This window comes from Kitasatospora sp. NPDC015121, from assembly GCF_055562955.1.
This window is the reverse complement of the sequence record NZ_JBVHEH010000010.1, coordinates 1-21,071: the sequence shown is the minus strand read 5'-3', so window position 1 is coordinate 21,071 and position 21,071 is coordinate 1. Positions and strand designations below refer to the sequence as shown.

24 protein-coding genes are annotated in these 21,071 nt (G+C 75.2%); 14 read left to right on the top strand and 10 right to left on the bottom strand.

The features are described 5' to 3' along the window. Positions 1 to 14: 14 nt before the first annotated feature. Positions 15 to 752 carry a serine hydrolase gene (locus ACZ3J7_RS16300; RefSeq protein ID WP_465621162.1) on the bottom strand — a complete coding sequence of 246 codons (738 nt, stop codon included), beginning with the start codon at positions 750 to 752 and terminating at the stop codon, positions 15 to 17. Between the two features lie 68 nt (positions 753 to 820). Between ACZ3J7_RS16300 and ACZ3J7_RS16295 the strand changes: the two genes are divergently transcribed. Beyond that, positions 821 to 1,567 carry an SseB family protein gene (locus ACZ3J7_RS16295; RefSeq protein WP_465621160.1) on the top strand — a complete coding sequence of 249 codons (747 nt, stop codon included), beginning with the start codon at positions 821 to 823 and terminating at the stop codon, positions 1,565 to 1,567. A 124-nt stretch (positions 1,568 to 1,691) separates the two neighbouring features. Here ACZ3J7_RS16295 and ACZ3J7_RS16290 read toward each other — a convergent pair whose 3' ends face one another. Beyond that, positions 1,692 to 2,210: an alpha/beta fold hydrolase gene (locus ACZ3J7_RS16290; RefSeq protein WP_465621605.1), complete on the bottom strand. Its 519-nt coding sequence runs from the start codon at positions 2,208 to 2,210 to the stop codon at positions 1,692 to 1,694. A gap of 425 nt (positions 2,211 to 2,635) precedes the next feature. On the opposite strand from ACZ3J7_RS16290, the gene ACZ3J7_RS16285 reads away from it, so the two are divergent. The 9 genes from ACZ3J7_RS16285 to ACZ3J7_RS16245 all read left to right on the top strand — a co-directional run bounded on the left by ACZ3J7_RS16285 (position 2,636) and on the right by ACZ3J7_RS16245 (position 10,689). Then, positions 2,636 to 2,986 (top strand): cupin domain-containing protein, encoded by a 351-nt coding sequence (locus ACZ3J7_RS16285; protein WP_465621158.1) that lies wholly within the window; start codon positions 2,636 to 2,638, stop codon positions 2,984 to 2,986. 14 nt (positions 2,987 to 3,000) lie between these two features. Continuing rightward, positions 3,001 to 4,677, top strand: a complete 1,677-nt coding sequence (locus ACZ3J7_RS16280; RefSeq protein WP_465621156.1) for a methionine--tRNA ligase — start codon at positions 3,001 to 3,003, stop codon at positions 4,675 to 4,677. Between the two features lie 13 nt (positions 4,678 to 4,690). Further along, positions 4,691 to 5,773, top strand: coding sequence for an FAD-dependent oxidoreductase (locus tag ACZ3J7_RS16275; protein WP_465621154.1), 1,083 nt, complete (start codon positions 4,691 to 4,693; stop codon positions 5,771 to 5,773). Continuing rightward, on the top strand, positions 5,701 to 6,831 hold the full coding sequence (locus ACZ3J7_RS16270) for a hypothetical protein (protein ID WP_465621153.1): 1,131 nt from the start codon (positions 5,701 to 5,703) through the stop codon (positions 6,829 to 6,831). The genes ACZ3J7_RS16275 and ACZ3J7_RS16270 overlap by 73 nt, the downstream gene beginning before the upstream one ends. Next, positions 6,831 to 7,319 carry a DUF4178 domain-containing protein gene (locus ACZ3J7_RS16265; RefSeq protein ID WP_465621151.1) on the top strand — a complete coding sequence of 163 codons (489 nt, stop codon included), beginning with the start codon at positions 6,831 to 6,833 and terminating at the stop codon, positions 7,317 to 7,319. Before ACZ3J7_RS16270 ends, ACZ3J7_RS16265 begins: the two co-directional genes overlap by 1 nt. Positions 7,320 to 7,356: 37 nt before the next feature. Further along, positions 7,357 to 8,169: a class I SAM-dependent methyltransferase gene (locus ACZ3J7_RS16260; protein ID WP_465621149.1), complete on the top strand. Its 813-nt coding sequence runs from the start codon at positions 7,357 to 7,359 to the stop codon at positions 8,167 to 8,169. Positions 8,170 to 8,174: 5 nt separating this feature from the next. Next, complete coding sequence (locus tag ACZ3J7_RS16255) at positions 8,175 to 9,167, top strand: SIS domain-containing protein (protein ID WP_465621147.1); 993 nt, start codon at positions 8,175 to 8,177, stop codon at positions 9,165 to 9,167. A gap of 154 nt (positions 9,168 to 9,321) precedes the next feature. Continuing rightward, complete coding sequence (locus ACZ3J7_RS16250) at positions 9,322 to 9,936, top strand: P-loop nucleotide/nucleoside kinase family protein (RefSeq protein ID WP_465621145.1); 615 nt, start codon at positions 9,322 to 9,324, stop codon at positions 9,934 to 9,936. Between the two features lie 45 nt (positions 9,937 to 9,981). Then, positions 9,982 to 10,689, top strand: coding sequence for a GNAT family N-acetyltransferase (locus ACZ3J7_RS16245; protein WP_465621143.1), 708 nt, complete (start codon positions 9,982 to 9,984; stop codon positions 10,687 to 10,689). A 162-nt stretch (positions 10,690 to 10,851) separates the two neighbouring features. On the opposite strand, the gene ACZ3J7_RS16240 is transcribed toward ACZ3J7_RS16245, so the two are convergent. Together ACZ3J7_RS16240 and ACZ3J7_RS16235 are read right to left on the bottom strand one after the other, a co-directional pair. Next, the gene (locus tag ACZ3J7_RS16240) at positions 10,852 to 11,043 is read right to left on the bottom strand and encodes a DUF5999 family protein (protein WP_465621141.1); all 192 of its coding nucleotides are present in this window, start codon (positions 11,041 to 11,043) and stop codon (positions 10,852 to 10,854) included. 289 nt (positions 11,044 to 11,332) lie between these two features. Continuing rightward, the gene (locus ACZ3J7_RS16235) at positions 11,333 to 12,001 is read right to left on the bottom strand and encodes a hypothetical protein (RefSeq protein WP_465621140.1); all 669 of its coding nucleotides are present in this window, start codon (positions 11,999 to 12,001) and stop codon (positions 11,333 to 11,335) included. Between the two features lie 368 nt (positions 12,002 to 12,369). Between ACZ3J7_RS16235 and ACZ3J7_RS16230 the strand changes: the two genes are divergently transcribed. Both ACZ3J7_RS16230 and ACZ3J7_RS16225 read left to right on the top strand, forming a co-directional pair. Continuing rightward, the gene (locus ACZ3J7_RS16230; protein WP_465621139.1) at positions 12,370 to 13,869 is read left to right on the top strand and encodes a glutamate-cysteine ligase family protein; all 1,500 of its coding nucleotides are present in this window, start codon (positions 12,370 to 12,372) and stop codon (positions 13,867 to 13,869) included. Between the two features lie 110 nt (positions 13,870 to 13,979). Further along, a complete protein-coding gene (locus ACZ3J7_RS16225; protein ID WP_465621137.1) occupies positions 13,980 to 14,768 on the top strand; it encodes a CPBP family intramembrane glutamic endopeptidase in 789 nt (262 codons plus the stop codon). On the opposite strand, the gene ACZ3J7_RS16220 is transcribed toward ACZ3J7_RS16225, so the two are convergent. Beyond that, positions 14,752 to 15,378 carry a TetR/AcrR family transcriptional regulator gene (locus ACZ3J7_RS16220; RefSeq protein WP_465621135.1) on the bottom strand — a complete coding sequence of 209 codons (627 nt, stop codon included), beginning with the start codon at positions 15,376 to 15,378 and terminating at the stop codon, positions 14,752 to 14,754. The two genes, ACZ3J7_RS16225 and ACZ3J7_RS16220, sit on opposite strands and share 17 nt — an antisense overlap. A 75-nt stretch (positions 15,379 to 15,453) precedes the next feature. On the opposite strand from ACZ3J7_RS16220, the gene ACZ3J7_RS16215 reads away from it, so the two are divergent. Both ACZ3J7_RS16215 and ACZ3J7_RS16210 read left to right on the top strand, forming a co-directional pair. Continuing rightward, complete coding sequence (locus ACZ3J7_RS16215; protein ID WP_465621134.1) at positions 15,454 to 16,203, top strand: MBL fold metallo-hydrolase; 750 nt, start codon at positions 15,454 to 15,456, stop codon at positions 16,201 to 16,203. Between the two features lie 87 nt (positions 16,204 to 16,290). Then, complete coding sequence (locus ACZ3J7_RS16210) at positions 16,291 to 16,560, top strand: hypothetical protein (RefSeq protein ID WP_465621132.1); 270 nt, start codon at positions 16,291 to 16,293, stop codon at positions 16,558 to 16,560. Positions 16,561 to 16,604: 44 nt separating this feature from the next. Here the strand turns inward: ACZ3J7_RS16210 and ACZ3J7_RS16205 are convergent, their stop codons facing one another. The 5 genes from ACZ3J7_RS16205 to ACZ3J7_RS16185 all read right to left on the bottom strand — a co-directional run. Continuing rightward, positions 16,605 to 17,123 carry an HAD domain-containing protein gene (locus ACZ3J7_RS16205; protein WP_465621130.1) on the bottom strand — a complete coding sequence of 173 codons (519 nt, stop codon included), beginning with the start codon at positions 17,121 to 17,123 and terminating at the stop codon, positions 16,605 to 16,607. A gap of 81 nt (positions 17,124 to 17,204) precedes the next feature. Further along, positions 17,205 to 18,470, bottom strand: a complete 1,266-nt coding sequence (locus tag ACZ3J7_RS16200; protein ID WP_465621128.1) for an MFS transporter — start codon at positions 18,468 to 18,470, stop codon at positions 17,205 to 17,207. Between the two features lie 42 nt (positions 18,471 to 18,512). Continuing rightward, positions 18,513 to 19,076 (bottom strand): GNAT family N-acetyltransferase, encoded by a 564-nt coding sequence (locus ACZ3J7_RS16195; RefSeq protein ID WP_465621126.1) that lies wholly within the window; start codon positions 19,074 to 19,076, stop codon positions 18,513 to 18,515. Between the two features lie 163 nt (positions 19,077 to 19,239). Then, positions 19,240 to 20,643 carry a sugar porter family MFS transporter gene (locus tag ACZ3J7_RS16190; protein ID WP_465621603.1) on the bottom strand — a complete coding sequence of 468 codons (1,404 nt, stop codon included), beginning with the start codon at positions 20,641 to 20,643 and terminating at the stop codon, positions 19,240 to 19,242. A gap of 245 nt (positions 20,644 to 20,888) precedes the next feature. Beyond that, positions 20,889 to 21,071: integrase core domain-containing protein (locus ACZ3J7_RS16185; protein ID WP_465621124.1), on the bottom strand; the 183-nt coding region annotated here is incomplete at its 5' end.

Genomic DNA, 21,071 nt, shown 5'->3' with positions numbered 1-21,071 from the left:
CGCCGCCCCCGCCCCTACCCACCCGCTCCCGTCCCCGCCTCCGTCCCCGCCTCCGTCCCCGCCTCCGCTCCCGTCCCCGCCCCGGGCGACCGCTGTCGACCGCCGTCGACCGTCGTCACCGCCCGGCGGGCCGCCGCCTCCACCGCCGCCACGCCCGTCGCGAGGTCCGGCCAGCCGTCGGAGAGGACCGCGACCAGCGTCCCGTCCGGTCGGGCGCCGAAGCTGTCGACCACCCACCGGCCGGTCGCGCTGCGCGGCAGCCAGCCGTTCTTCAACGCGGTCGCGCCGGCCGCCGAGACGCCCCAGGCCTGCTCGGGTACCACCCGGCGCATCAGCCCGGCCAGCCAGGCCCGCCCGGGGAGCGCCGACGGGCCCTCGTCGGTGAAGATCCGCCGCAGCAGTCGGACCCGGTCGCCGACGCTGGTCGTGGTCAGGCCCCAGTAGCCGTCCCACCCGGCGGTCGTCTCCCGGAGGCCGAGCGTCCGGTAGGCCGCGTCCAGCCCGTCCGCGCCGCCGACCAGCAGGTACAGTTCGCTCGCCGACGAATTGTCGCTGCGGACGATCGCCGCCTCCGCCGCCTCCCGTGCGCCGGAGGCCAACCGCTCCGCGCCGCCGGAGCGCAGCAGCAGCGCCGCGACCAGGTCGACCTTCACCGTGCTGGCGGTCACGAACCGCCCGCCGCCGCGTACCGCCGCCGCGCCCGTCCGGGGCACCGCCGCCGCCACCGCCACCCGTCCGTGCCGCTCCGCCACGTGACCTCCCGCTCCGTCGCCCGTCGCCCGTCGCCGTTCCCGGGGTAAACGTGGCATACGCTCACGGGGTGGAGCGCAAGAACATCCCCGATCCCGGGTTCGCCGAGGACGACGGCACCGCCGACCCCGCCCTCGCCGCGGCCCTCGCCGCCTGGCAGCAGGACCCGGCCACCGAGCCCGACCTGCTCGCCGCCCTCACCCCGAGCCGGCTGATGGTGCCGATCGTGGCGCTGCTCGGCGAGGTCGAGGTCGACGCCAACGGGCACAAGCACGAGAAGACCAGCGACATGGCCGTCCCGGTCGTGGAGGCCCCGGACGGCCGCCGCGCGTTGCCGGCCTTCACCTCGCTCGCCACCATGGCCCGCTGGCGCGCGGACGCCCGCCCGGCGCCGGTCGCCGCCCCGCAGGCCGCGATGGTCGCCTTCGGGGAGCGCGCCGACACGCTGCTGGTCGACCCGGCCGGGCCGGTCGCCTACCAGCTGTCCGGCGCCCGCCTCCGCGCCGTCGCGGAGAACCGCCGCTACCTCCCCCCGCACCGGGACCCGGAGGTCCTGCGGGCCCTGCGCGACCTGCTCGCCGCCGAACCGGCCGTCACCGCCGCCCACCTCGCCCCGGCCCCGGACGCCGACGCCACCCTGGCCCTCGTCCTCGCCGACCCGGCCACCGACCCCGCCGCCCTCCAGGCCCTCGCCGCCCGCCTCGGCCCGGCCCTCGCCGCCGACCCGGCCCTGCGCCTGCGCCTCGACCAGGGCCTCCAACTCGCCTTCCTGGCCCGCCCCCCCGAGCAACGGCCCTTCTACACCCGCTCCGACTGACCGACCTCCCCGTCGTCGTCGAGGACCCGCCGCAGCGCCCGTTCGAACGCCGCCGGGGCGGAGAGCATCGGGTAGTGGTCGGCCCCGGGCAGCCCGGTGAGGGGGGCGGACGGGGCGGCGGCGGTCAGTTCGCCCGAAACGGGTGGCCATCGGCGGGTCCGGCCCGGTACCGAGGTGCCGGGCGTCGGGCAGCGTCACGTGGTGGGTGTTGGTGGCCTCCAGTCCGATCATCCTCCGGCGCCGGTCCGGTCCGGTCCGAGCGCCGAGCCCCAGGCGTCGGCGGCGGAGGCGTGCACGCCCTCGGTGGCCCGGACGCGCTCGATCCGGGCGAACCGCTCCCGCGGCGCGGCCCGGCTCGCCGCCTCCGCCGGACCGGGGCCGGGGAGGTCGCCGAACTCCCGCCCACCACCACGGCCCGGCGCACCCGCTTCGGGTACCGGTGGACGAAGGCCAGCACCCGGCGCGCCCCGCCGGAGACCCCGACCAGCACCGCCGTCGCGGCCCCGACCGCGTCGAGCACCGCCGCGGCGTCCTCGACCTCGCTGTGCGGTGCGGTGCCAGCCGAGGACAGGCCGGTGTCCCGGTAGTCGAAGACGGTGCCCCGGGCCGGCCGTGCCGGCCACAGCACGGTCGACTCCCACATCCGCAGGTCCGTCGCGCCCGTGTCGCACAGCAGTACGTGCGGCCCGCGCCCGGCCGTCCGCCAGCGCAGGTGGCTGCCGCCGCCCTCGCCGTCACCCCGCCCTCCGCCTCCGCCCATACCGCGGAACAGCGGGCGCGCCGGGGGCCGCGCCAGGGTGCGCGTCGGGTGCGCGTCGGGTGTGCGAATTCGTGTCCGACCGGGAATTCACGCGTCCGCGAAAGGGGCAAGGTGCTGGCCCTTCGGGCCCGGGGCTGACAGGTTGTCACCGGCTTTCGGAGCCAACTCCGCTGCTGGTGGGGACCCTTGACAGCCCATCACGGCCAATACGATGATCACACCGCCAACCATCGACGACGAACGGGGTTGACGGGGGGATCGGACGACCGCCGCATTGCCCCGAATTCGCCGGGGGAAGGTGTGGGTCCATGCTGATCCGTCCGATGACCGAGCACGAACTGACCGACGCGTACGGCATCCGCTACCAGCAGCTCTACCCGCACGGCGGGGAGGACCTGGCGCCCTGGGGCTTCGGGAGGGCGGTGGTGGAGCCCGGCGGGGCGACCGAGCCGCACCAGCACGAGGAGAACGAGGTCTTCGTGTTCCTCGAGGGCAGCGGCGAGATCACCATCGGCGAGGAGCGCGCGCCCGTCCACCCCGAGCTGTCCGTGTTCATCCCCGCGGGAAGCCGCCACCACGTGACGAACGCCAGCGGCGACACCCGGCTGGTGTTCCTCTCCATCTACTGGCCGCAGAGCCACGGACCCGTCAGCCTCTGAGGAGTTCACCAGCGATGCCCGTGTCCAGCATTGTCACCGCCGCGCCGCCGACCCCGAACGGCGACCTCCACCTGGGGCACCTCGCGGGCCCCTACTCCGGGGCCGACGTCTACACCCGCGCCTGCCACCTGCGCGCCGAGGACGCCCTGTACGCCACCGGCTCGGACGTCCACCAGAGCTACGTCCCGGCCAAGGCCCGCACCCTGGGCCTCGAACCCCTGGAGATGGCCCAGGGCTTCGCCGACGAGATCGCCGCGATCTTCGACTCGATCGGCTTCGGCGTCGACTCCTACGTCCGCCCGCAGCACTCGACGGGCCACCAGGAGGCCGTCCGCGACTTCGTGCTCGCCCTGGAGCGGCAGGGCCGCCTGGAGCGCCGCACCGAGGACTGCCTCTACTGCGAGGGCTGCGAGCGCTACCTCTTCGAGGCGTACGTCCGGGGCGGCTGCCCGCACTGCGGGGTGGTCACCGACGGCAGCTCCTGCGAGGTGTGCGCCTGGCCCAACGTCTGCACCGACCTGACCGACCCGCGCTGCACCACCTGCGACCGGCCGCCGGTGCCGCGCCCCTACCAGCGGCTGGTCTTCCCGCTCAGCCGCTACACCGAGCGGCTCGCCGCGTACCACCGCAGGACCGTGATGAGCCCCCGGCTCCGCGCCTTCTGCCTGGAGCTGACCGCCGCCGGACTGCCGGACATCCCGCTCAGCCACCCCACCGGGTGGGGCCTGCCCGTCCCGGTGGCGGGCTTCGAGGAGCAGCGGGTCTACGTCTGGGCCGAGATGGCGCCGGGCTACCTCAACGCGGTGGCCGAGGCGCTCGCCCGCCGGTGGGAGGACACCGATCCCCGGCGGGCGTGGGACGGCGCCGAGGTCGTGCAGTTCTTCGGCTTCGACAACAGCTACTTCCACGCCGCGCTGATCCCCGCCCTGCTGATGGCCTACGACGAGGGCCTGCGGCTGCCGGACGCGCTGGTGACCAACGAGTTCTACGAGCTCGACGCGGCGAAGTTCTCCACCAGCCGCCGGCACGCGATCTGGGCCACCGACCTGCTGGCCCACGTGCCCGCCGACACCGTCCGCTTCGTGCTGGCCCTGGACCGGCCCGAGGACGAGCGGACCGACTTCACCTGGCAGCGCTTCCACGCCCTGGCCGACGACGAGCTCGCCGGGCGCTGGCAGCCCTGGCTCGCCTCGGTGCTCGACCGCCTGGCGGCCGACGCCCCGACCGACACCCCGACCGACCCCGCCGATCCCGCCGCACGCGCCGACCCCGCCGCCCGCGCCCACCGCACCGCGCTCACCGGCCTGACCGACCCGCACCGCGCGCAGTTGGCCGAGCTGGCCCGCCTCGCCGCCCGCGGCCACGGCGCGTACCTGGCCGGGAGCTTCTCGCCGCGCACCGCCGCCCGGACCCTGTGCGAACTGGTCCGCAGCACCGCCGAGTTCGCGGCCGCGCATCCGCGGGACGCCGCGACGCTCGCCGTGGAGGCCGCGGCCGCGCAACTGCTCGCCCGGCTCGCCTACCCCGTCATGCCGGAGTTCGCCGAACGGCTCTGGCGGGCGCTGGGCCGCACCGGCCCGGTGCGCGGGACGGGCCTGGAGCCGCTGGCGGCCGAGGGCCCGGCGCAGGCCGGGGCCACCTTCTTCGCGGCGCAGCCCGCCGACCTGCGGTCGAAGGTGATGGACCGGTGAGCGGCCGGCCCCGGTGAACCCCGCGCTCGTGGTCGGAGCGGGAGTGGTCGGCCTCTCGATCGCCCGTGAACTCGCCCTCCGCGGGCACCGGGTGACGCTGGTCGACCCCAACGGGCCCGGCGAGCACGGCCCTTCGGCCGCCGAGTCCCGCGTCCTGCGCTGCGCCTACGGCGCGCGGCGCCGGTACGCCGAGCTGACCTGGCGGTCGCTGGGCCGTTGGCGGGAGTTGGAGCGCGAGAGCGGGCAGCAGCTGCTGGTGCCGTCCGGCGTGCTCAGCTTCGCCTCGCGGGGGACGTCCACGGGCTGGGAGGAACGCTCGCTGGCCGAACTGCGCGGCCTGGGCGTCCCGGCCGAACGGCTCTCCCCCCGCGAGGTGGCCCGGCGCTTCCCCGAAGTGGGCACCGACGACCTGGAGTTCGCGCTGTACGAGCCCGAGGCGGGCGTGCTGCGCGCCCGCCGGGCCGTCAGGGCGCTGGCCGCCTCCTGCCGGGCGCTCGGCTGCGAGTTCGTGCGCGCCGAGGCCCGCCCGGCCGGTGCGGGGGTGCTGGTCGACGGCGCCGAGCACCGGGCCCGGACGGTCGTCTGGGCGGTCGGCGCGGCACTGCCCGGGCTCTTCCCCGAGCTGGACTGCGGGCGGCCGGCGGGCCAGGTCAGCTACTACCTGGACTCGCCCGCGCTGCCCTGCGGACCACGGGTGCCGGCCTGGCTCGACACCGGCCGCGCCCTGTACGGCATCGGGGCGCTGAGCGGCGCCGGGGTCAAGGTCGTCCCCGACGTCGAGGCCCCGCCCGGCGCCCCGCCCCCGGACCCGCCCGAACTGCCGGAGCCCGCCCGGGCCTACCTGCGCCGGCGCTTCCCCGCCCTGGCCGGGGCCCCGGTGCTCTCCGCCGAGACCTGCACCTACACCACCACCGAGGACGAGGAGTTCGTCCTGGGGCGGCACCCCGCCGCCCCGTCCGTCTGGCTGGTAGGGGGCGACTCCGGCCACGGATTCAAGAACGCGCCCGCATGGGGGAGTGACGTATGCGACGTACTGGAGGGCAAGACCCCGCCGCACCCGCGACAGCGGCCGAGACCGAGGACGGCGACCCGCTGACGGCGGCCCTGGACCGGCTCGTCCCGACCGGCCCGGGGCACGGCTTCGGGGCCGACATCGACGCGGCGCACACCGTGCTGCTGTCGGCGGCCGCCACCCGGGAGGAGAAGGAGGCGGCGCTGCGCCGCTGGATCGGCGGCCACCAGCCGTGCGTCTTCGCCAAGGTGGCCGCCCGGCCGGACGCGGACCCGGCGCTCGACATCTGCTGGGTGGACGAGGAGGACCTGGCGCTCGGCGCCGAGCACGTCGGGAAACTGCTCCAACAGGCCCGCGAGCGCTGGAAGTCGCGCGCCCTGGAGGGCCGCACCAGCAGCCTGCAGGTGATGTTCAACAGCGCCCGGCTGGCCCACGCCCGGCCGGGCCCGGAACTGGTGGAGGCGTTCCGGCTGCTGGTCGGGCTGTACCTGCCGGAGTGGGCGCCGGTCGAGGCCGACACCATCTGCCTGGACGGCGTGCCGCTGCGCCGCCCCGACGGGAGCCTCGAACTCTTCGCCGCCAGCATGACGGTGTTCTTCACCGGCGCCCACCGCACCCGCGCGCACGACCACCGGGTGCCGGGCGGCATGCTGCTCAACGTCAACGCCGTAGGCCACCACACCCGGGCCGCGCACGACGCCGGCCGGTTCCGCACCCACGCCGAGGCCGTCCGCAACTCCCACGGCACGGCGCTGCGTTCGGTCGGCAACGGCGGCATCGGACACCCGACCGGCCACAGCAGCACCTGGCACCTGGGCGGCCCCGGCCCGGCCGGCTACGGCCTGCGCCGCCCGCCCCGCCCCGGCCACCTGCCGGCCGGCGCCGACCCCGAACGGTACGGCGCGCTCTACCACATCGACGTCACCGTCTCCTCCTACTACGCCGACCCGACCCCCTACCCGCCGCCCGCCACCGGGCCGGCCCCGGACGAGTGGACCATGATGCTCGACTACTTCACCGCCGAGGAGAGCCCGGCCTACCACAACGCCGCGCTGATGACCGGACTGCCCATCGAACCGGAGCAGTCGCACGACGCGCCCTGGAAGCCGGAGTCCCGGCCGAACAGCCGGCGGGAGTTCTGATGGCCGGGCTGCTGCACCTGCTCCCCGGCGACACCCTGCCGGACGGGCCGACGGTCCGCGGCGCGATCCGGGTCCGCAGCGCCACCCAGCACTGGGCCGAGTACCTGCTGACCGGCGGGCCCGACGGCGCGACGCTCTGGCTGGCGGTCGAAGCCCTGCCGGACGGCACCGAACGCAGCTCGTACTGGCACCGCACCACCGCCGAGGCGGCCGGCTTCGACCCGGACCGCCCCGCCCTGGAGGGCCGGGCCCTCACCGTGGTCGAGCGCGGCCACGGCGAGTACCGGGCGGTCGGCGAGTTCGACGGCCTGCCGGGCCTGCGCGCGGGCACCGGCCGCCTGCACTACGTCGACTACACCGGACCCGGCCTCCGGGCCAGCCTGGAGCACTTCGGACCGGCGGGCCCCGACGCCCCCGACACCCCCGGCGCTCCCGACACCCCCGGCGGGCCCGGCCTGCTCGGCGTCGAGGCCCGCCCGCCCGCCTGACCCCTCGTCCCCCGTACGACAGAACGGAACGACACCCGTGACCGACCGTCCCACCGAGTGGTGGAGCACCTTCTTCACCGACGTCTACACCGGCTCCGACCTGGAGCTGCGCGACGCCGCCACCGCCGAGGCGATGGTGCGCTGCGTCACCGGCGCGCTCGATCCGGAACCCGGCGCCACCCTGCTCGACCTGGCCTGCGGCACCGGCCGCCACAGCGTGCCGCTCGGCGCGGCCGGCTTCCGGGTCACCGGCGTGGACCTGATGGAGCCGTACCTGGCCCAGGCCCGGGAGCGGGCCGAGCGCGCCGGACAGCGGATCTCCTTCGTGCGGGCCGACATGCGCGACCTGAGCGCCCTCCCCGCGGGCTCCTTCGACGCCGTGGTCAGCCTGCACACCAGCTTCGGCTTCTTCGACACCGAGGAGGAGGACCTCGCCGTCCTGCGCGGGATCCGCGACCGGCTGGCCCCGGGCGGCCGGCTGCTGATCGACGTGATGAACCGGGACTGGTTCCTCACCCAGAGCGGCGAGTCCTTCGGCACCGCGCCGGAGGAGTTCGTGGTCCGCAACTTCGACTCCAGCACCGGCACCACGTACCTGTACGAGGAGCGGTTCGACGCGCTGACTAGCCGGATCACCTGGAACATCCAGGCCTTCGACCCCGCCTCGGGTACGGTCGGGCGCAGCGTCACCGCCGACTACCGCGTCTACAGCGCCCACGAGCTCACCGCCCTGCTCACCCGCGCGGGCCTCACCCCGGAAGGGCTGTACGGGGACTACGACCTCAGCCCGTTCCACGTCCACTCGCCCCACCTGATCCGCACGGCCAGCCGCCCGGCCGGAGAGGAGTGACCCCCATGCCCCGCCCCTTCCAGGAGACCGCCCTCCACCGCATGATCCACGCCCAGGCGGAGGCCGTCGCCCGCCTCGCCGAGGCCGACCTCGGCGAGGCCGCCGAACGCCTCGCGGGCGCCCGCCGGGTGCTGCTGCTCGGCACCGGCACCAGCCAGCACGCCGCCGAGCTCGGCGCCGCGATGCTCGGCCACGCCGGGGTGGACGCCCGCTGGTCCTCCGCCGCCGGGTTCGCCCGCTGGGGCGCGCCGCCGCGCCCCGGCGACGCGGTGGTCGTGATCACCCACACCGCCGAGACGGCCTTCGCCCTGCGCTGCCGGGAACGGGCCCTCGCGGCGGGCGTGCCCACCGTCTCGATCACCGGCGTCGGCACCGCCGACTGGCCCGAGGCGGTCGAGACCGTGGCCAAGGAGCAGTCCGAGACCTACACCGTCAGCTACACCGCCGCCCTCACCGTGCTGGCCGGACTCGCCCACCGCCTCGGCGCCGAACAGTACGGCCCCGAGCACCTGCACCGCACCGCCGAGGCCGTCCGCGAGGTCTGCCGGGACCAGGCCCCGGACACCGTCGCGCTGCCCGCCCGGTCCCTCGCGGTGATCGGCGCCGGCCCCTGGGGCGTCACCGCCCGCGAAGGCGCGCTGAAGATCCGCGAGGCCGCCCGCGTCCTCGCCGAGGGCTACGAGTCGGAGCTGTACCTGCACGGCTCGGCCGTGCCGTTCGGCGCCGCCGACGGCCTCCTGCTGCTCGAACCCGGCGCCGACCCCGACGGCCTGACCGCCGCCCTCGGCGCGGCGGCCGCCGCCGAGGGCATCACCGTCGACACCCTCGCCGCCACCGGCACGGCCGCCGAGCTGCCCCCGCTGCTGGCCCAACTCCCGCTGACCGTCCGGCTCCAGCTGCTGGCCGGCCGCTGGGCGGGACTGCGCCACCAGAACCCGGACGTGGCGATCACCGGCGCCTGGGCCAAGACCGAGCTGTGGAGCGTGGGCGCGCCGTGACCCGCACCCGCCCCCGGGCGTGAACCCGGACCGGGGCCCGGTCCCGGTCCCGGTCCCGGACCCGGTCGGTGCCGCCGGGGCCTCGTGACCGGCGGCGCCGTCCGGGAGCCCGGTTCCCGTCCCGACGGCACGTCACCGCCGTTACCGTGACCGGATGACGACCGTACTGGTGAACGGCCTGCCCGGCGCGGGTAAGAGCACCCTCGCCCGCGCCCTGGCCGCCGAACTCGGCCTCCCGCTGTTCAGCAAGGACGCGGTGAAGGAGACCCTGGCCGACCAGCTCGCCGCCCTGCGCCCCGCCGACCGCCGGGAGTGGAGCCGGCTGCTCGGCGCCGCCGCCGGCGAGACGCTCTGGACGCTGCTGCGCGACGCCCGCGGCGCCGCCGTGCTGGAGGCGCCCTGGCTCGGCGACCCGCTGCGCCGGATCGTCCGCGCCGGGCTGGACGCCGCCGGGATCGGCGTGCCGCAGGAGGTCTGGTGCGAGGTCCCGGTCGCGCTCGCCCGCCGCCGCTTCGAGGAGCGCATCCCGCACCGCCATCCCGCGCACCCCGAACGCCCCGGCGAGGCCGACCCGCGCTGGGACGCCTGGGCGCTCGACGTCGGCCCGCTCGCCCTCGGCCCGGTCCACCGCGTCGACACCACCGGCCCGGTCGACGTCCCCGCCCTGGCCGCCGCCCTGCGCCGGTCCTCCCGCGCCGGCCGTCCCGCGCGAGTCGGCCCGCCCGCGCCGCCGGAAACCCCGATGACACCACCGAGACCCGGACGGTAAGCTTCACTGGCCATTAGAGACCATTACACTTTCAGGAGCGCGCCCATGCCCGACGACGCCACCGTCCCCGAACTCGTCCGGGCCTGGATCAGCGGCTGGACGGTCTCCCGCGGCGCCGCCGACCCCGCCCCCGAGCCCTGGGGCTGGAGCATCGACGTCGGCCAGGCCCGCCAGGTCTGGCGCCACGTCCTGCCCGCCCCCACCGAGGCGGACGTCCGCAAGCTCACCGAAGGACCCGCCGCGCCCTGGACGTGGCTCAAGCTGTTCGGCGAGGAGGACCGCGTGCTGCCCTGGGTCGGCCCCGGCTGGCACCAGGACGCCCCCGGCTTCCTGATGACCCTCCCGCTGCGCCCCGGGAGCCCGGCCGTCCCGGCCGGCTACCGGATCACCACCTGGCACCGGGGCGGCACCGTTCGGGCCCTGGTCCGCACCACCGGCGGGGAGTTCGCGGCCCGCGGCCAGATCGGGCTCGGTCCCGCCACCCCGCTCGGCGGTCGGGTCGACGCCCCGCTGCTCGCCGTCCCCGACCAGATCGAGACCGCCCCCGAACACCGCCGCCGGGGCCTCGGCTCCCTCCTGATGCGCACCCTCCAGCACGAGGCGCACGCGGCCGGCGCGCGCACCGCCCTGCTGGTCGGCACCACCGAGGGCCGCGCCCTCTACACCAGCCTCGGCTGGACGCTCCGCTCCCCGATGGCCAGCCTCTGGTACGACCCGGCCACGCCCACCGGCCGCCCGACCGGCGGCTCCTGACCCCGCGACGGCCCCCCGGCCGGGCACCGGCCCGCGCCCGCACGCACCCGCACCCGCACCCGCACCCGAACGCACCCGCACCCGAACGCGCCGGTGCCCGCCGGGAGGGCGAGCTCCGGGCGGGCACCAGGGGAAGCGAACGGGCGATCGGGAAGCGCGGGTTCAGGCGGCGATCAGCAGGTTCCGGCGCGGGGCGACCACCCGGCCGTCCGGCAGCAGCTCACCGGTGTCGTCGAACAGCAGCACCCCGTTGCAGAGCAGGGTCCAGCCCTGCTCGGGGTGGAACGCGACCGGGACGGCTGCCTCGTGGTCGGCCGACTCGGCGGACGGACACTCGGTTCGGTGCTGGCACATCCTTGTACCTCGCTTCGCTGAAATATCGCACCGGGTCAGGTGTGAAACGGCGCCAGCCGGGTAGGACGATTGGTCCTCCACCCGACCGACACCAGTGTCCGACTCCCCGGGCGTTCGCGCAGCCATTTGGTGACACGCGCCACAGAACGAGCGCGGAGATCACCCGACCGGGCGGAATACGGCCCGTCCCGCGCACGGAAAGGCCATGCCGGGCTAGTCCGATCGGATCAGCCCGGCATGGCCTCTTCGGGTGGTGCGGGTACGGGCGCGGGCGCCGGCGGCGGTCGGCTCAGCCGATCAGCGCGGTCGGCCGGGCGACCGGCGAGCGCTCCAGCCGGGCCAGCAACTCGGCCGCGGGCAGTGCCTGGTGGGCCGCCACCCCGAGCGGGGCGGGGGCCAGCGGGATCAGCAGGTCGTCGCCGGGGCGGCCGCCGTGCAGCCAGAGCGCCGAGGCGTAGTGCTCGGGCAGCGGCAGCAGCCGGGGCTCGTAGCGCGTCGGCGCGCCGTGGGTCAGCTGCCAGGCCTCGCGCAGCGCCCGGACGGTGGAGTCGAGGAACGGTCCGGCGGTCAGGTGGGAGAAGGCCGGCCCGTCCGGGCCGTTGACCACCTCGGCGGCGGCCACCACCCCGTCCAGCCCCTCCGGGGTGAACTCGCCGGCCGCCGGTGGCCCGTAGTCCCGCGCGTCCTCGCCGGTGGCGCCGCCGGGGCAGCCGCCGTGCCCGCAGGGCGCGGGCGCGGCGGGGTCGGCGCGCCCGCCCAGCAGGAAGCGCCAGCCCGTGCAGTGGGCCCCGGCCAGCCGGGGCTCGGGCCCGCGCAGGGCGTGGACGGGCAGGGCCAGCAGGGCGCGCGGCCGGTGCGGGCCGGCGGCCGCCGGTGGCGGCAGCGCCGCGCCGGAGGCGAGGGCGGAGAGCACGGCGCGCAGTGCGCCGGCCGGGGGTCGGGTCAGGTGCAGGGTCATGGCTGAGTCGCCTCTCCGTGCGAGATCGGCGGGACGATGCGGCATACCGGCATGGCGCCGACTCTGAGGGAGGTCTGGCCGTGTCCGGTTGTGCATGGGCGCCGAATGGGGTGGGCGGGTCGTCGACGAGATCCCTCGACATCGTGGGCGTCTCGGACGGCCTGGACCGGGCCTGAGCGCGTGCGAATACATTCGAACAGGTGCGCAGGGTGACCTTCATATCACGTTCGGTTGCGCCGCACAAGTCGGGGAGTGGCTGACCATCCGTCAGAAACCCTGTCTCGCCCGGGTGTTCGCATCGTGGGCTATCGATCTTCGACTTGGGCATGATGCTGGGGCACTGTCGACCGAGGGGAGGGAAGGCACCCGTGGGCGAGAAGGTCGTGGCGACCAGGGCGGAGCTGGCCGACCGGCAGCTGTACCGCCGCAAGCTCCAGTCCTGTCTGGACGTCCTGGAGCGGATGCTCAGGGAGGAGCGGTTCGACCGCCCGAAGGCGATGATGGGCGTCGAGATCGAACTGAACCTGGCGGACGACCAGGGCCTGCCGGTGCTCGGCAACGAGCGGGTGCTGGGCGCGATCTCCTCCGCGGACTTCCAGACCGAACTGGGCCGGTTCAACATCGAGGTCAACGTCGCCCCGCGCCGCCTGACCGGCCACGTCTTCGAGGACCTGCGCGAGGAGCTGGACACCGGCCTGCGCTACGCCGACCGGCGGGCCGCCGAGGTGGGCGCCCGGATCGTGATGGTCGGCATCCTGCCGACCCTCGACCTGGAGCACGCCGGGCTGGACGCGATGAGCAGCAACGACCGCTACGGCCTGCTCAACGAGCAGATCCTGGCCGCCCGCGGCGAGGACATCGCGCTCGACATCGACGGCGTGGAGCGGCTGGCCGTCGACTCGGTCTCGATGGTCGCCGAGGCCGCCGCCACCTCGCTGCAACTGCACCTGCAGGTCACCCCGGCCCGGTTCGCCTCGGTCTGGAACGCGGCCCAGGCGATCTGCGGCGCCCAGCTCGCGCTCGGCGCCAACTCCCCGTTCCTGTTCGGCCGCGAGCTGTGGCGGGAGACCCGCCCGGTGCTGTTCCAGCAGGCCTGCGACACCCGTTCGGCCGAGCTCAAGGCACAGGGCGTGCGCCCCATCACCTGGTTCGGGGAGCGCTGGGTCGACTCCGCGCTCGACCTGTTCGCCGAGAACCTGCGGTACTTCCCCGCGCTGCTGCCGATCTGCGAGGACGAGGACCCGGTCAAGGTGCTCTCCTCCGGCGGCGTCCCCCGGCTCGGCGAGATGCGGCTGCACAACGGCACCATCTACCGCTGGAACCGCCCGGTGTACGACGTCGCCGACGGCGTGGCCCACCTGCGGGTGGAGAACCGCTGCCTGCCCGCCGGCCCGACCGTGGTCGACACCCTGGCCAACGCCGCCTTCTTCTACGGCCTGGTCCGGGTGCTGGCCGAACAGCCCCGCCCGATCTGGACCAGGCTCCCGTTCGACAGGGCCGACCAGAACTTCCAGCAGGGCGCCCGGCACGGCATCGAGGCCGTCCAGTGGTGGCCCCGCAGCGGCCGCGGCGGCCGCGGCCTGGTCGAACTCCCCGCCACCGACCTGGTGCTGAACGAACTGCTGCCGCTCGCCCACCAGGGCCTGGACGAGTGGGGCATCGAGCCCCGCGACCGGGACCGCTACCTCGGCATCATCGAGCAGCGCTGCCTGCGCCGCACCAACGGCGCCGCCTGGCAGGCCGCCACCGTGCACCGGCTGCGCGAGCACCACAACCTCGGCCCGAACGAGGCGATCGCCGCGATGACCCGCCGCTACGTCGAGCACATGCGCGGCGGCGAACCCGTGCACACCTGGCCGGTCGACTGACCTGCGGCCGGGCCACGGCGTTTCACGGACGCCTCATCTTCCTGTGAAAGGATGATCGGCCCGGGGCGGCAGCAACGCCCCGGGCCGACCGTCCGCCCCCCGGGAGACCCGTGACCACCGCCTCGGCCGAGCCCGCCACCACCCCCGAGACCCCCTCGCGCCGGCTGCTCGCCGCCGAACTGCTCATCGTCCTCGGGCTCTCCCTCGGCGCCAGCGGCCTCACCTCGCTGATCAGCTTCGTCGGCTCGCTCACCGAGACCGCCGACCTCGGCAGCCAGGTCGCCACCCTGAACGCCTCCCGCGCGCCCGGCCGGCCCTGGCTCGACCTCGCCTGGCAGCTCTACTACGTCGCCCGCGGCCTGATGCCGGTCGTCCTGGTCGGCTACCTGCTGGTTCGCGAGGGCACCACGCTGCGGGTGCTCGGCTTCGACCTGCGCCACAAGCTCGCCGACCTCGGCCGGGGCACCCTGGTCGCCGCCGCCATCGGCGGCTCCGGCCTCGCCCTCTACCTGGGCGCCCAGGCGGCCGGCTTCAACCTCACCGTCGCCCCCTCCGGCCTGCCCGAGGTCTGGTGGCGGATCCCCGTCCTGATCGCCTCCGCCTGGCAGAACGCCGTCCTGGAGGAGGTCGTCGTGGTCGGCTACCTGCTGCGCCGCCTCCAGCAGATCGGCTGGAGCTGGCCCGCGGCGGTCACCGCCAGCGCCGTCCTGCGCGGCTCCTACCACCTCTACCAGGGCGTCGGCGGCCTGGTCGGCAACATGGTGATGGGCCTGGTCTTCTGCCTCCTGTACCGCCGCTGGCAGCGGGTCGGCCCGCTGGTCGCCGCCCACGCCCTGATCGACACCACCGCCTTCGTCGGCTACGCCCTGCTGGCCGGCCACGTCAGCTGGCTGCCGTAGTCCCCTTCCGGCGGGCGTCCAGCAGGGCGTCCACCAGCACCTCCACCGGCGGCCACGGGAACCCCGGCCGGTCCCGGCGCAGCGTCACCAGCCCGTGCAGCGCCGCCCACACGCCCAGCGTCTCCGGCGCGATCCCCGCCGCGTCCCCGGCCGCCGCCGCGTCCCCCGCCGCCTCCCGGACGGCCCCGTCCAGCAGCGCCAGCGCCGGCAGGCCCGCCATCTGCTCCGGCTCCCAGCCGGGGGAGCCCGCGGTGCCGAACAGCACCCGGTAGTGGCCGGGGTGCGCCAGCCCGTACGCGCAGTACGCCAGGCACAGCGCCCGCAGCCGCTCCCGCCCGCCGCCCGCCGCCGGGCCCCCCGCCTCGGTCAGCGCCGACAGCAGCTCGCCGAACCGGGCCCGGTAGACCGCGACCAGCAGCGCCCGGACGTCCGCGAAGTGCAGGTAGACGCTCTGCGGGGCGACGCCCGCGCGGCGGGCCACCGCGCGCAGCGAGAGCGACTGCTCGCCCTCGCCCTCCTCCAGCAGCCCGCTCGCCGCCGCGACCAGTTCGTCGCGCAGCAGGCCGCCCTGGCCGCGCCGGTTGGGCCGTCGCCCCGGTGTCGTCGTCATGTTGACAAGCTTACCGGACAGGCGTCTACTCACAGCTGTCAGTGGACAGCTGTCCACTCAAGCTGAGGGGGAGTCATGACCACCACCGTGCAACGCGTCGTCCACGCCAGCGCGCTGATCGATTTCGCCGGCGCCCGGATCCTCACCGACCCCTGGTTCTCCGAGCGCCGCGGCTACCACCCGGGCGAACCGCGCTCGGTGGCCGGTGCCGCCGACCTGCCGCCGCTGGCCGGCATCGTGATCAGCCACGGCCACTACGACCACTGCGACCTCGGCGCGCTCGCCGCCCACCCCGACAAGGACGTCCCGTTCGCCGTGGTCCGCGGCCTCGCCGGCCGGGTCCGTGCCGCCGGGTTCCGCCGGGTCACCGAACTCGACCCCTGGCAGTCCACCCGCCTCGGTCCGGTCGAGGTCACCGCCGCCCCCGCGCTGCACGGCGTCCCCGAGGTCACCTTCGTGCTCCGCCACGAGGGCCGCACCGTCTACTTCGGCGCCGACACCGCCCGCCTCCCCGCCCTCGACGAGATCGCCCGGCGCTTCCCCGAGATCGACCTCGCCCTGCTCCCCGTCAACGGCCTGCGGATCCGTCCCGCCCTCAACCGCCAGGTCGTCATGGACGCCCGGCAGGCCGCCGAACTCACCGCCCTGCTCCGCCCCCGCCTCGCCGTCCCCACCCACTACGCCTTCACCGCCGGCCGGCTGCGCGAGGCCACCGTCCTCAAGCTCGTCCGCGACCGCCCCGACCTCTACCGGGACGCCGCCGCCGAGCTCGCCCCCGACACCGCCGTGCACATCCTCGCCCCCGGCCGCGTCCTCACCCTCTGACCCGCGGCTGACGGGGTGTCACCGCCCGGCGGTAGGGTGGCCACCGACAGCGGCGGTGGGGCCGTACGGCGGACGGGGGAGCGCGGCATGGACGGACAGTCGACCCGGCACGGCGAACGGGTCCGCCGGATCGCGGACGCGCTGCACAAGCTCACCGGCCGCCCCCCGGTCGTCGACCGCACCCGCACCGGTGCCACCCGGCTCTCCGTCCGGGTCGCCGAGCAGCCCGACGGCACCCAGGCCCTCGCCGTGCTGCGCGTCCTCGGCCTCGGCGACCGCTTCGGGCACAGCGACAACGCCCGCTGGGAGCGGGTCTGGGTCGAGATCGCCGACCACCCCGCGCCCCCGCAGGACTGACCCCGCGGGACCGGCCCCGCGGGACCTCGCGGACCGCCCCGCCCTCAGCAGGCCCAGGGGTTCGGCCAGGCCCGCGACGGCGGCCGCCGCAGCAGCCGGTCCACGTGCTCGCGCTGCAACCCCTGCGCCGGGTCGACCGGCAGCAGCAGCCGGTCCGCCCGCAGGACGCTGCGCCGCACCAGCCTCGGCGGGATGCAGTCGTCCACCCAGGCGAACGGACGGCCCTGCGCGTGCCGCAGGAGCGGCGCCCACTTGGCCGCCGAGAACAGCTCCATCAGCGGCACCCGCGGATCGCCGGGCCGCGGCACGTACCCGCTGAACACCACCACCGGCAGCTCGGGCAGCCCGAGCAGCGGGGCGATGTGCTGGTTGGCCTTCTCCTCCCAGGTGGTCGCCCAGACCAGGGTGTAGTGGTCGGCCAGTTCGCGCAGCCAGTCGCCGTGGCGCGCCGACAGCAGCACCGAGTAGCCGAGCAGCGTGTGGGTGTCGAAGCCGTCGTCGGGGTGCGGGAACACCGGGTTCAGCACCCCGTCGACGTCGAGGTACAGCAGAGGCTTGCCCATGCGCCAATCTCCCGGGGATCGCGGCCAGTTACCTGATCGGACGAGCCGCGCCCCCGGGAGGTTGCAAGCTGTCAGCGACTGTCACCCGGAAGTGACGGATTCCGGTTCCCGGACCCGCGCGGACGCCTCGGGGACCGCCCGCTCCAACCGCCGCACCTCCGGCACCAGCAGCACCAGTCCGGCCAGCACCGCGCAGATCAGCGCGCACCCCCACAGCGCCCCGGACAGGCCGAACGCCTGCGCCGCCGGACCGGCCAGCCCGGTGCCCAGCGGCAGCAGCGCGAACGAGCCGAACGAGTCGTACGCCGACATCCGCGACAGCAGCTCCTCCGGGATCTCCTGCTGCAGCGTCACCATCCAGCCGACCACGAACACCGTGGTGCCCGCCCCCGCCAGGAACATCGCCAGCGCCACCAGCGGCAGCGGCCACCCCAGCGCCAGCGCCAGCGGCGGCAGTCCGAACAGGAACACCCCGCCGTTGCCGACCAGCAGCAGCCGGCGCGGCTGCCAGCGCGTCATCAGCGGACCGGCCACCACCATGCCGACGCTCAGCGCGGCCATCGCCGCGCCCCACGCCCCGGCGCCGCCCATCCGCTGCTCGGCCACCACCGGCCCGTACACCGCCTCCACGGCGAGCACGCAGGCGTTCATCAGGCCGAACTGCACCACGATCGCCCACAGCCACCGCCGGGCGGCGAACTCCCGCCACCCGACCAGCAGTTCACGCCACAGCCCGGGCCGTGCCGGCCCCCGCTCGACGCCCCCGGGCTCCAGGCCCACCCGCAGCGCCGCCGCGACGGCGAAGCACGCCGCGTCCGCCGCCAGCACCCAGCCGGGCCCGACCACCGCGACCAGCGCGCCGCCGAGCGCCGCGCCCGCGATCGAGGCGCCGTTCATCGCCATCTTGAACACCGAGAACGCCTTCGCGGCGTGCTCGGCCGGCACCGCCTGCAGGATCACCCCCTCGGCGGCCGGCGCGTAGAACGCCTGGCCCGCACCGCCGGCCGCGGAGAGCAGCATCAACGCCCACAGGCCCGGGTGCCCGAACAGCACCAGCGCCGCCAGCGCGGCCTGCGAACCGGCGTTGAACAGGTTGGCCCCGACCATCACCAGGTGCCGCGGCAGGCGGTCCGCGACCGCGCCGCCGACGAGCAGCAGCACCACCAACGGCACCGTCCGGGCGGCGGTCACGTAGCCGACCTCGGCGCTGCCCCACCGCGCGTCGGAGTGCAGCACGGCGAACGCGGTGGCGATCGGGGCGGCGGCGTTGCCGAGCCCGCTGACCACCGTCGCGGCGGTCTGGATGCGGTAGTTGCGGCCTGCCCAGGCCGGATCGAGGAAGCTCACCGCCCGACCATGGACCTGCCATGCCACGCCTGTCCAGCGGTTTTACCGCCGCCCGCCCCGCCGCCCGTCCTGCGGCCCGCCCCGCCACTCGTCCGCCAGCAGCCCCAGTACCACCTCGTCCTCGAACCGCCCCAGCACCCACGCCGACCTGCGCAGCACCCCCTCGCGGACGAAGCCCGCCCGCTCGGCCGCCGCGACCATCGCCGCGTTGTCCGCCAGCGTCTCCACCTGCAGCCGCTGCAGCCCGCGCACCTCGAAGCCGTACCGGCACATCACCCGCACCGCGTCCGCCCCCAGCCCGCGACCGCGGAACGCCGGCCGCAGCGCCAGCCCCAGGTGCGCCACCCGGTTGTGCCCGTCCACCCCCCACACCACCGCCTCCCCGGCCAGCTCGCCCCCGGCCCGTTCCACCACCGAGAACGCCGCCGCGTCCTCCATCGGCGCCTCCACCCGGTACGGCGACCGCCCCGACTCCACCGGCATCGGCCGCCAGGCCCGCGAGTCGGCCCGCGCCCGCATCTCCACGTCCTCGTACAACTCCTCGTGCAGCACCGCCACGTCACTCCCGACCCGGGCCCGCAGCACGACCTTCTCACCAGATAGCATGTGACATTTCCTAGCACCCGCGGCCCTCGCCCCGCCACCGGTTTCCCACCCCGCCGGAGGCGGCTCCCGTCCCGCTCCACGCGCGGCGGGTGGCGGCATCCGCTGCCGCCACCCGCCTCCGACCCACCCGTCGACCGCCGGTCTGCGGCCGGACGGGTGCCGTTCAGCCCATCTCCTCCAGGGACTTGCCCTTGGTCTCCTTGATGCAGAACGCCACGAACGGGATCGACAGCAGCGCGAAGCAGGCGTAGATGACGTACGTCGCCGACAGGTTCCAGTCGGAGAGGTTGGGGAAGGTGACGGTGATCGCCCAGTTGGCGATCCACTGCGCGGACGCGGCCACCGACAGGGCGAGCGCCCGGATCCGGTTGGGGAACATCTCGCCGAGCAGCACCCAGACCACCACGCCCCAGGAGAAGGCGAAGCAGAACACGAAGACGTGCGCGGCGACCAGCGCCACGGTGGCGTACGCGTCGTCCAGGGTCGCGCTGTCACCGGTGCCGTGCCGGAAGGAGAACGCCCAGGCGGCCAGGCCGAGCGAGACGGCCATGCCCGCGGAGCCGGCCAGCGCCAGCGGCTTGCGGCCGATCCGGTCGACCAGCAGCATCGCGACCACGGTGCCGACCACGTTGACGATCGAGGTGGAGAGCGAGATCAGCAGCGAGTTGGACTCGTCGATGCCGACCGACTGCCACAGGAACGACGAGTAGTAGAAGATCACGTTGATGCCGACGAACTGCTGGAACACCGAGGCGCCGATGCCGATCCAGACGATCGGCAGCAGCCCGAACCGTCCGCCCAGCAGGTCCTTCAGCCGGGGCTTGTGCTCGGTGTTCAGCACCTGGCGGATCTCGGCGACCCGGGTGTCCAGGTCGACGTCCGCGCCCTCGACCTCGGCCAGCACCTTGCGGGCCTGCGCCTCCCGGCCGTCGGAGATCAGGTACCGCGGCGACTCGGGGATGGACAGCGCCATCAGCCCGTAGACGACGGCGGGCACGGCCTCCACGCCGAGCATCCACTGCCAGGCCTGGACGCCCGCCAGGTGGTTGGTGGACTCGCCGCCGGCCGCCTGGTTCAGCGCCCAGTTGACGAGCTGCGAGACGGTGATGCCGAGCACGATGGCCATCTGCTGGAAGGAGGCCAGCCGGCCCCGGTACGCGGTCGGCGCGACCTCGGCGATGTAGGTGGGGGCGATCACCGAGGCGATGCCGATGGCGATGCCGCCCAGCACGCGCCACATCCCCAGCACCTCGATGCTGGGCGGGAACATCGAGCCGACGCCGCTGATCGCGAACAGCACGGCGGCGAGCAGCATAGTGCGCACCCGCCCGTAGTGGTCGGCCAGCCAGCCGGCCGCCACGGCGCCGGCCGCCGAGCCGAGCAGCGCGATGGCGACCACGAACGCGGTCTCGCCGTTGCCGACGTCGAAGTGCTTCTGGATGCCGGTGACCGCCCCGTTGATCACCGCACTGTCGTAGCCGAACAGGAAGCCGCCCATCGCGGCGGCGGCGGAGATGAACACCACATGCCCGAGGTGCTCGTCCCTGGTGGCGGAGTGGGTACCCAGTGGTCTCTCCCTACGTGACGATCCGTCCGGTTTCGGACGGAAATATCCGGAGGTAATTCGACCAGCGGCTACCCCGCCGTACGCGTCCGACACGCCCGCAGCCGATGAACCGTCAGTCCGACGAACGCCCGCCGCCCGCCGCCGGTACGGCCATCCGCCGCAGCGCACCACCCACCCGCACGCCCCGCCCACCCCGCACACTCCGCCCGCCCGGCCCGCTCCGCCCGCCCGGCCGCGCCGCCGGGCTAGCTGTACTGACCCGTGAGGTTGGTTACGCGGCTGGCGGGTGGTTTGCCTGCGAGTGCGGTGTGTCCGCGGTGGTGATTGTAGGTATGGAGCCAAGCGGGGTAGGCGTCTCGGCGTTCCTGCTCGGTGCGGTAGGGCCTGGCGTAGGCCCATTCGTCGAGCAGGGTGCGGTTGAAGCGTTC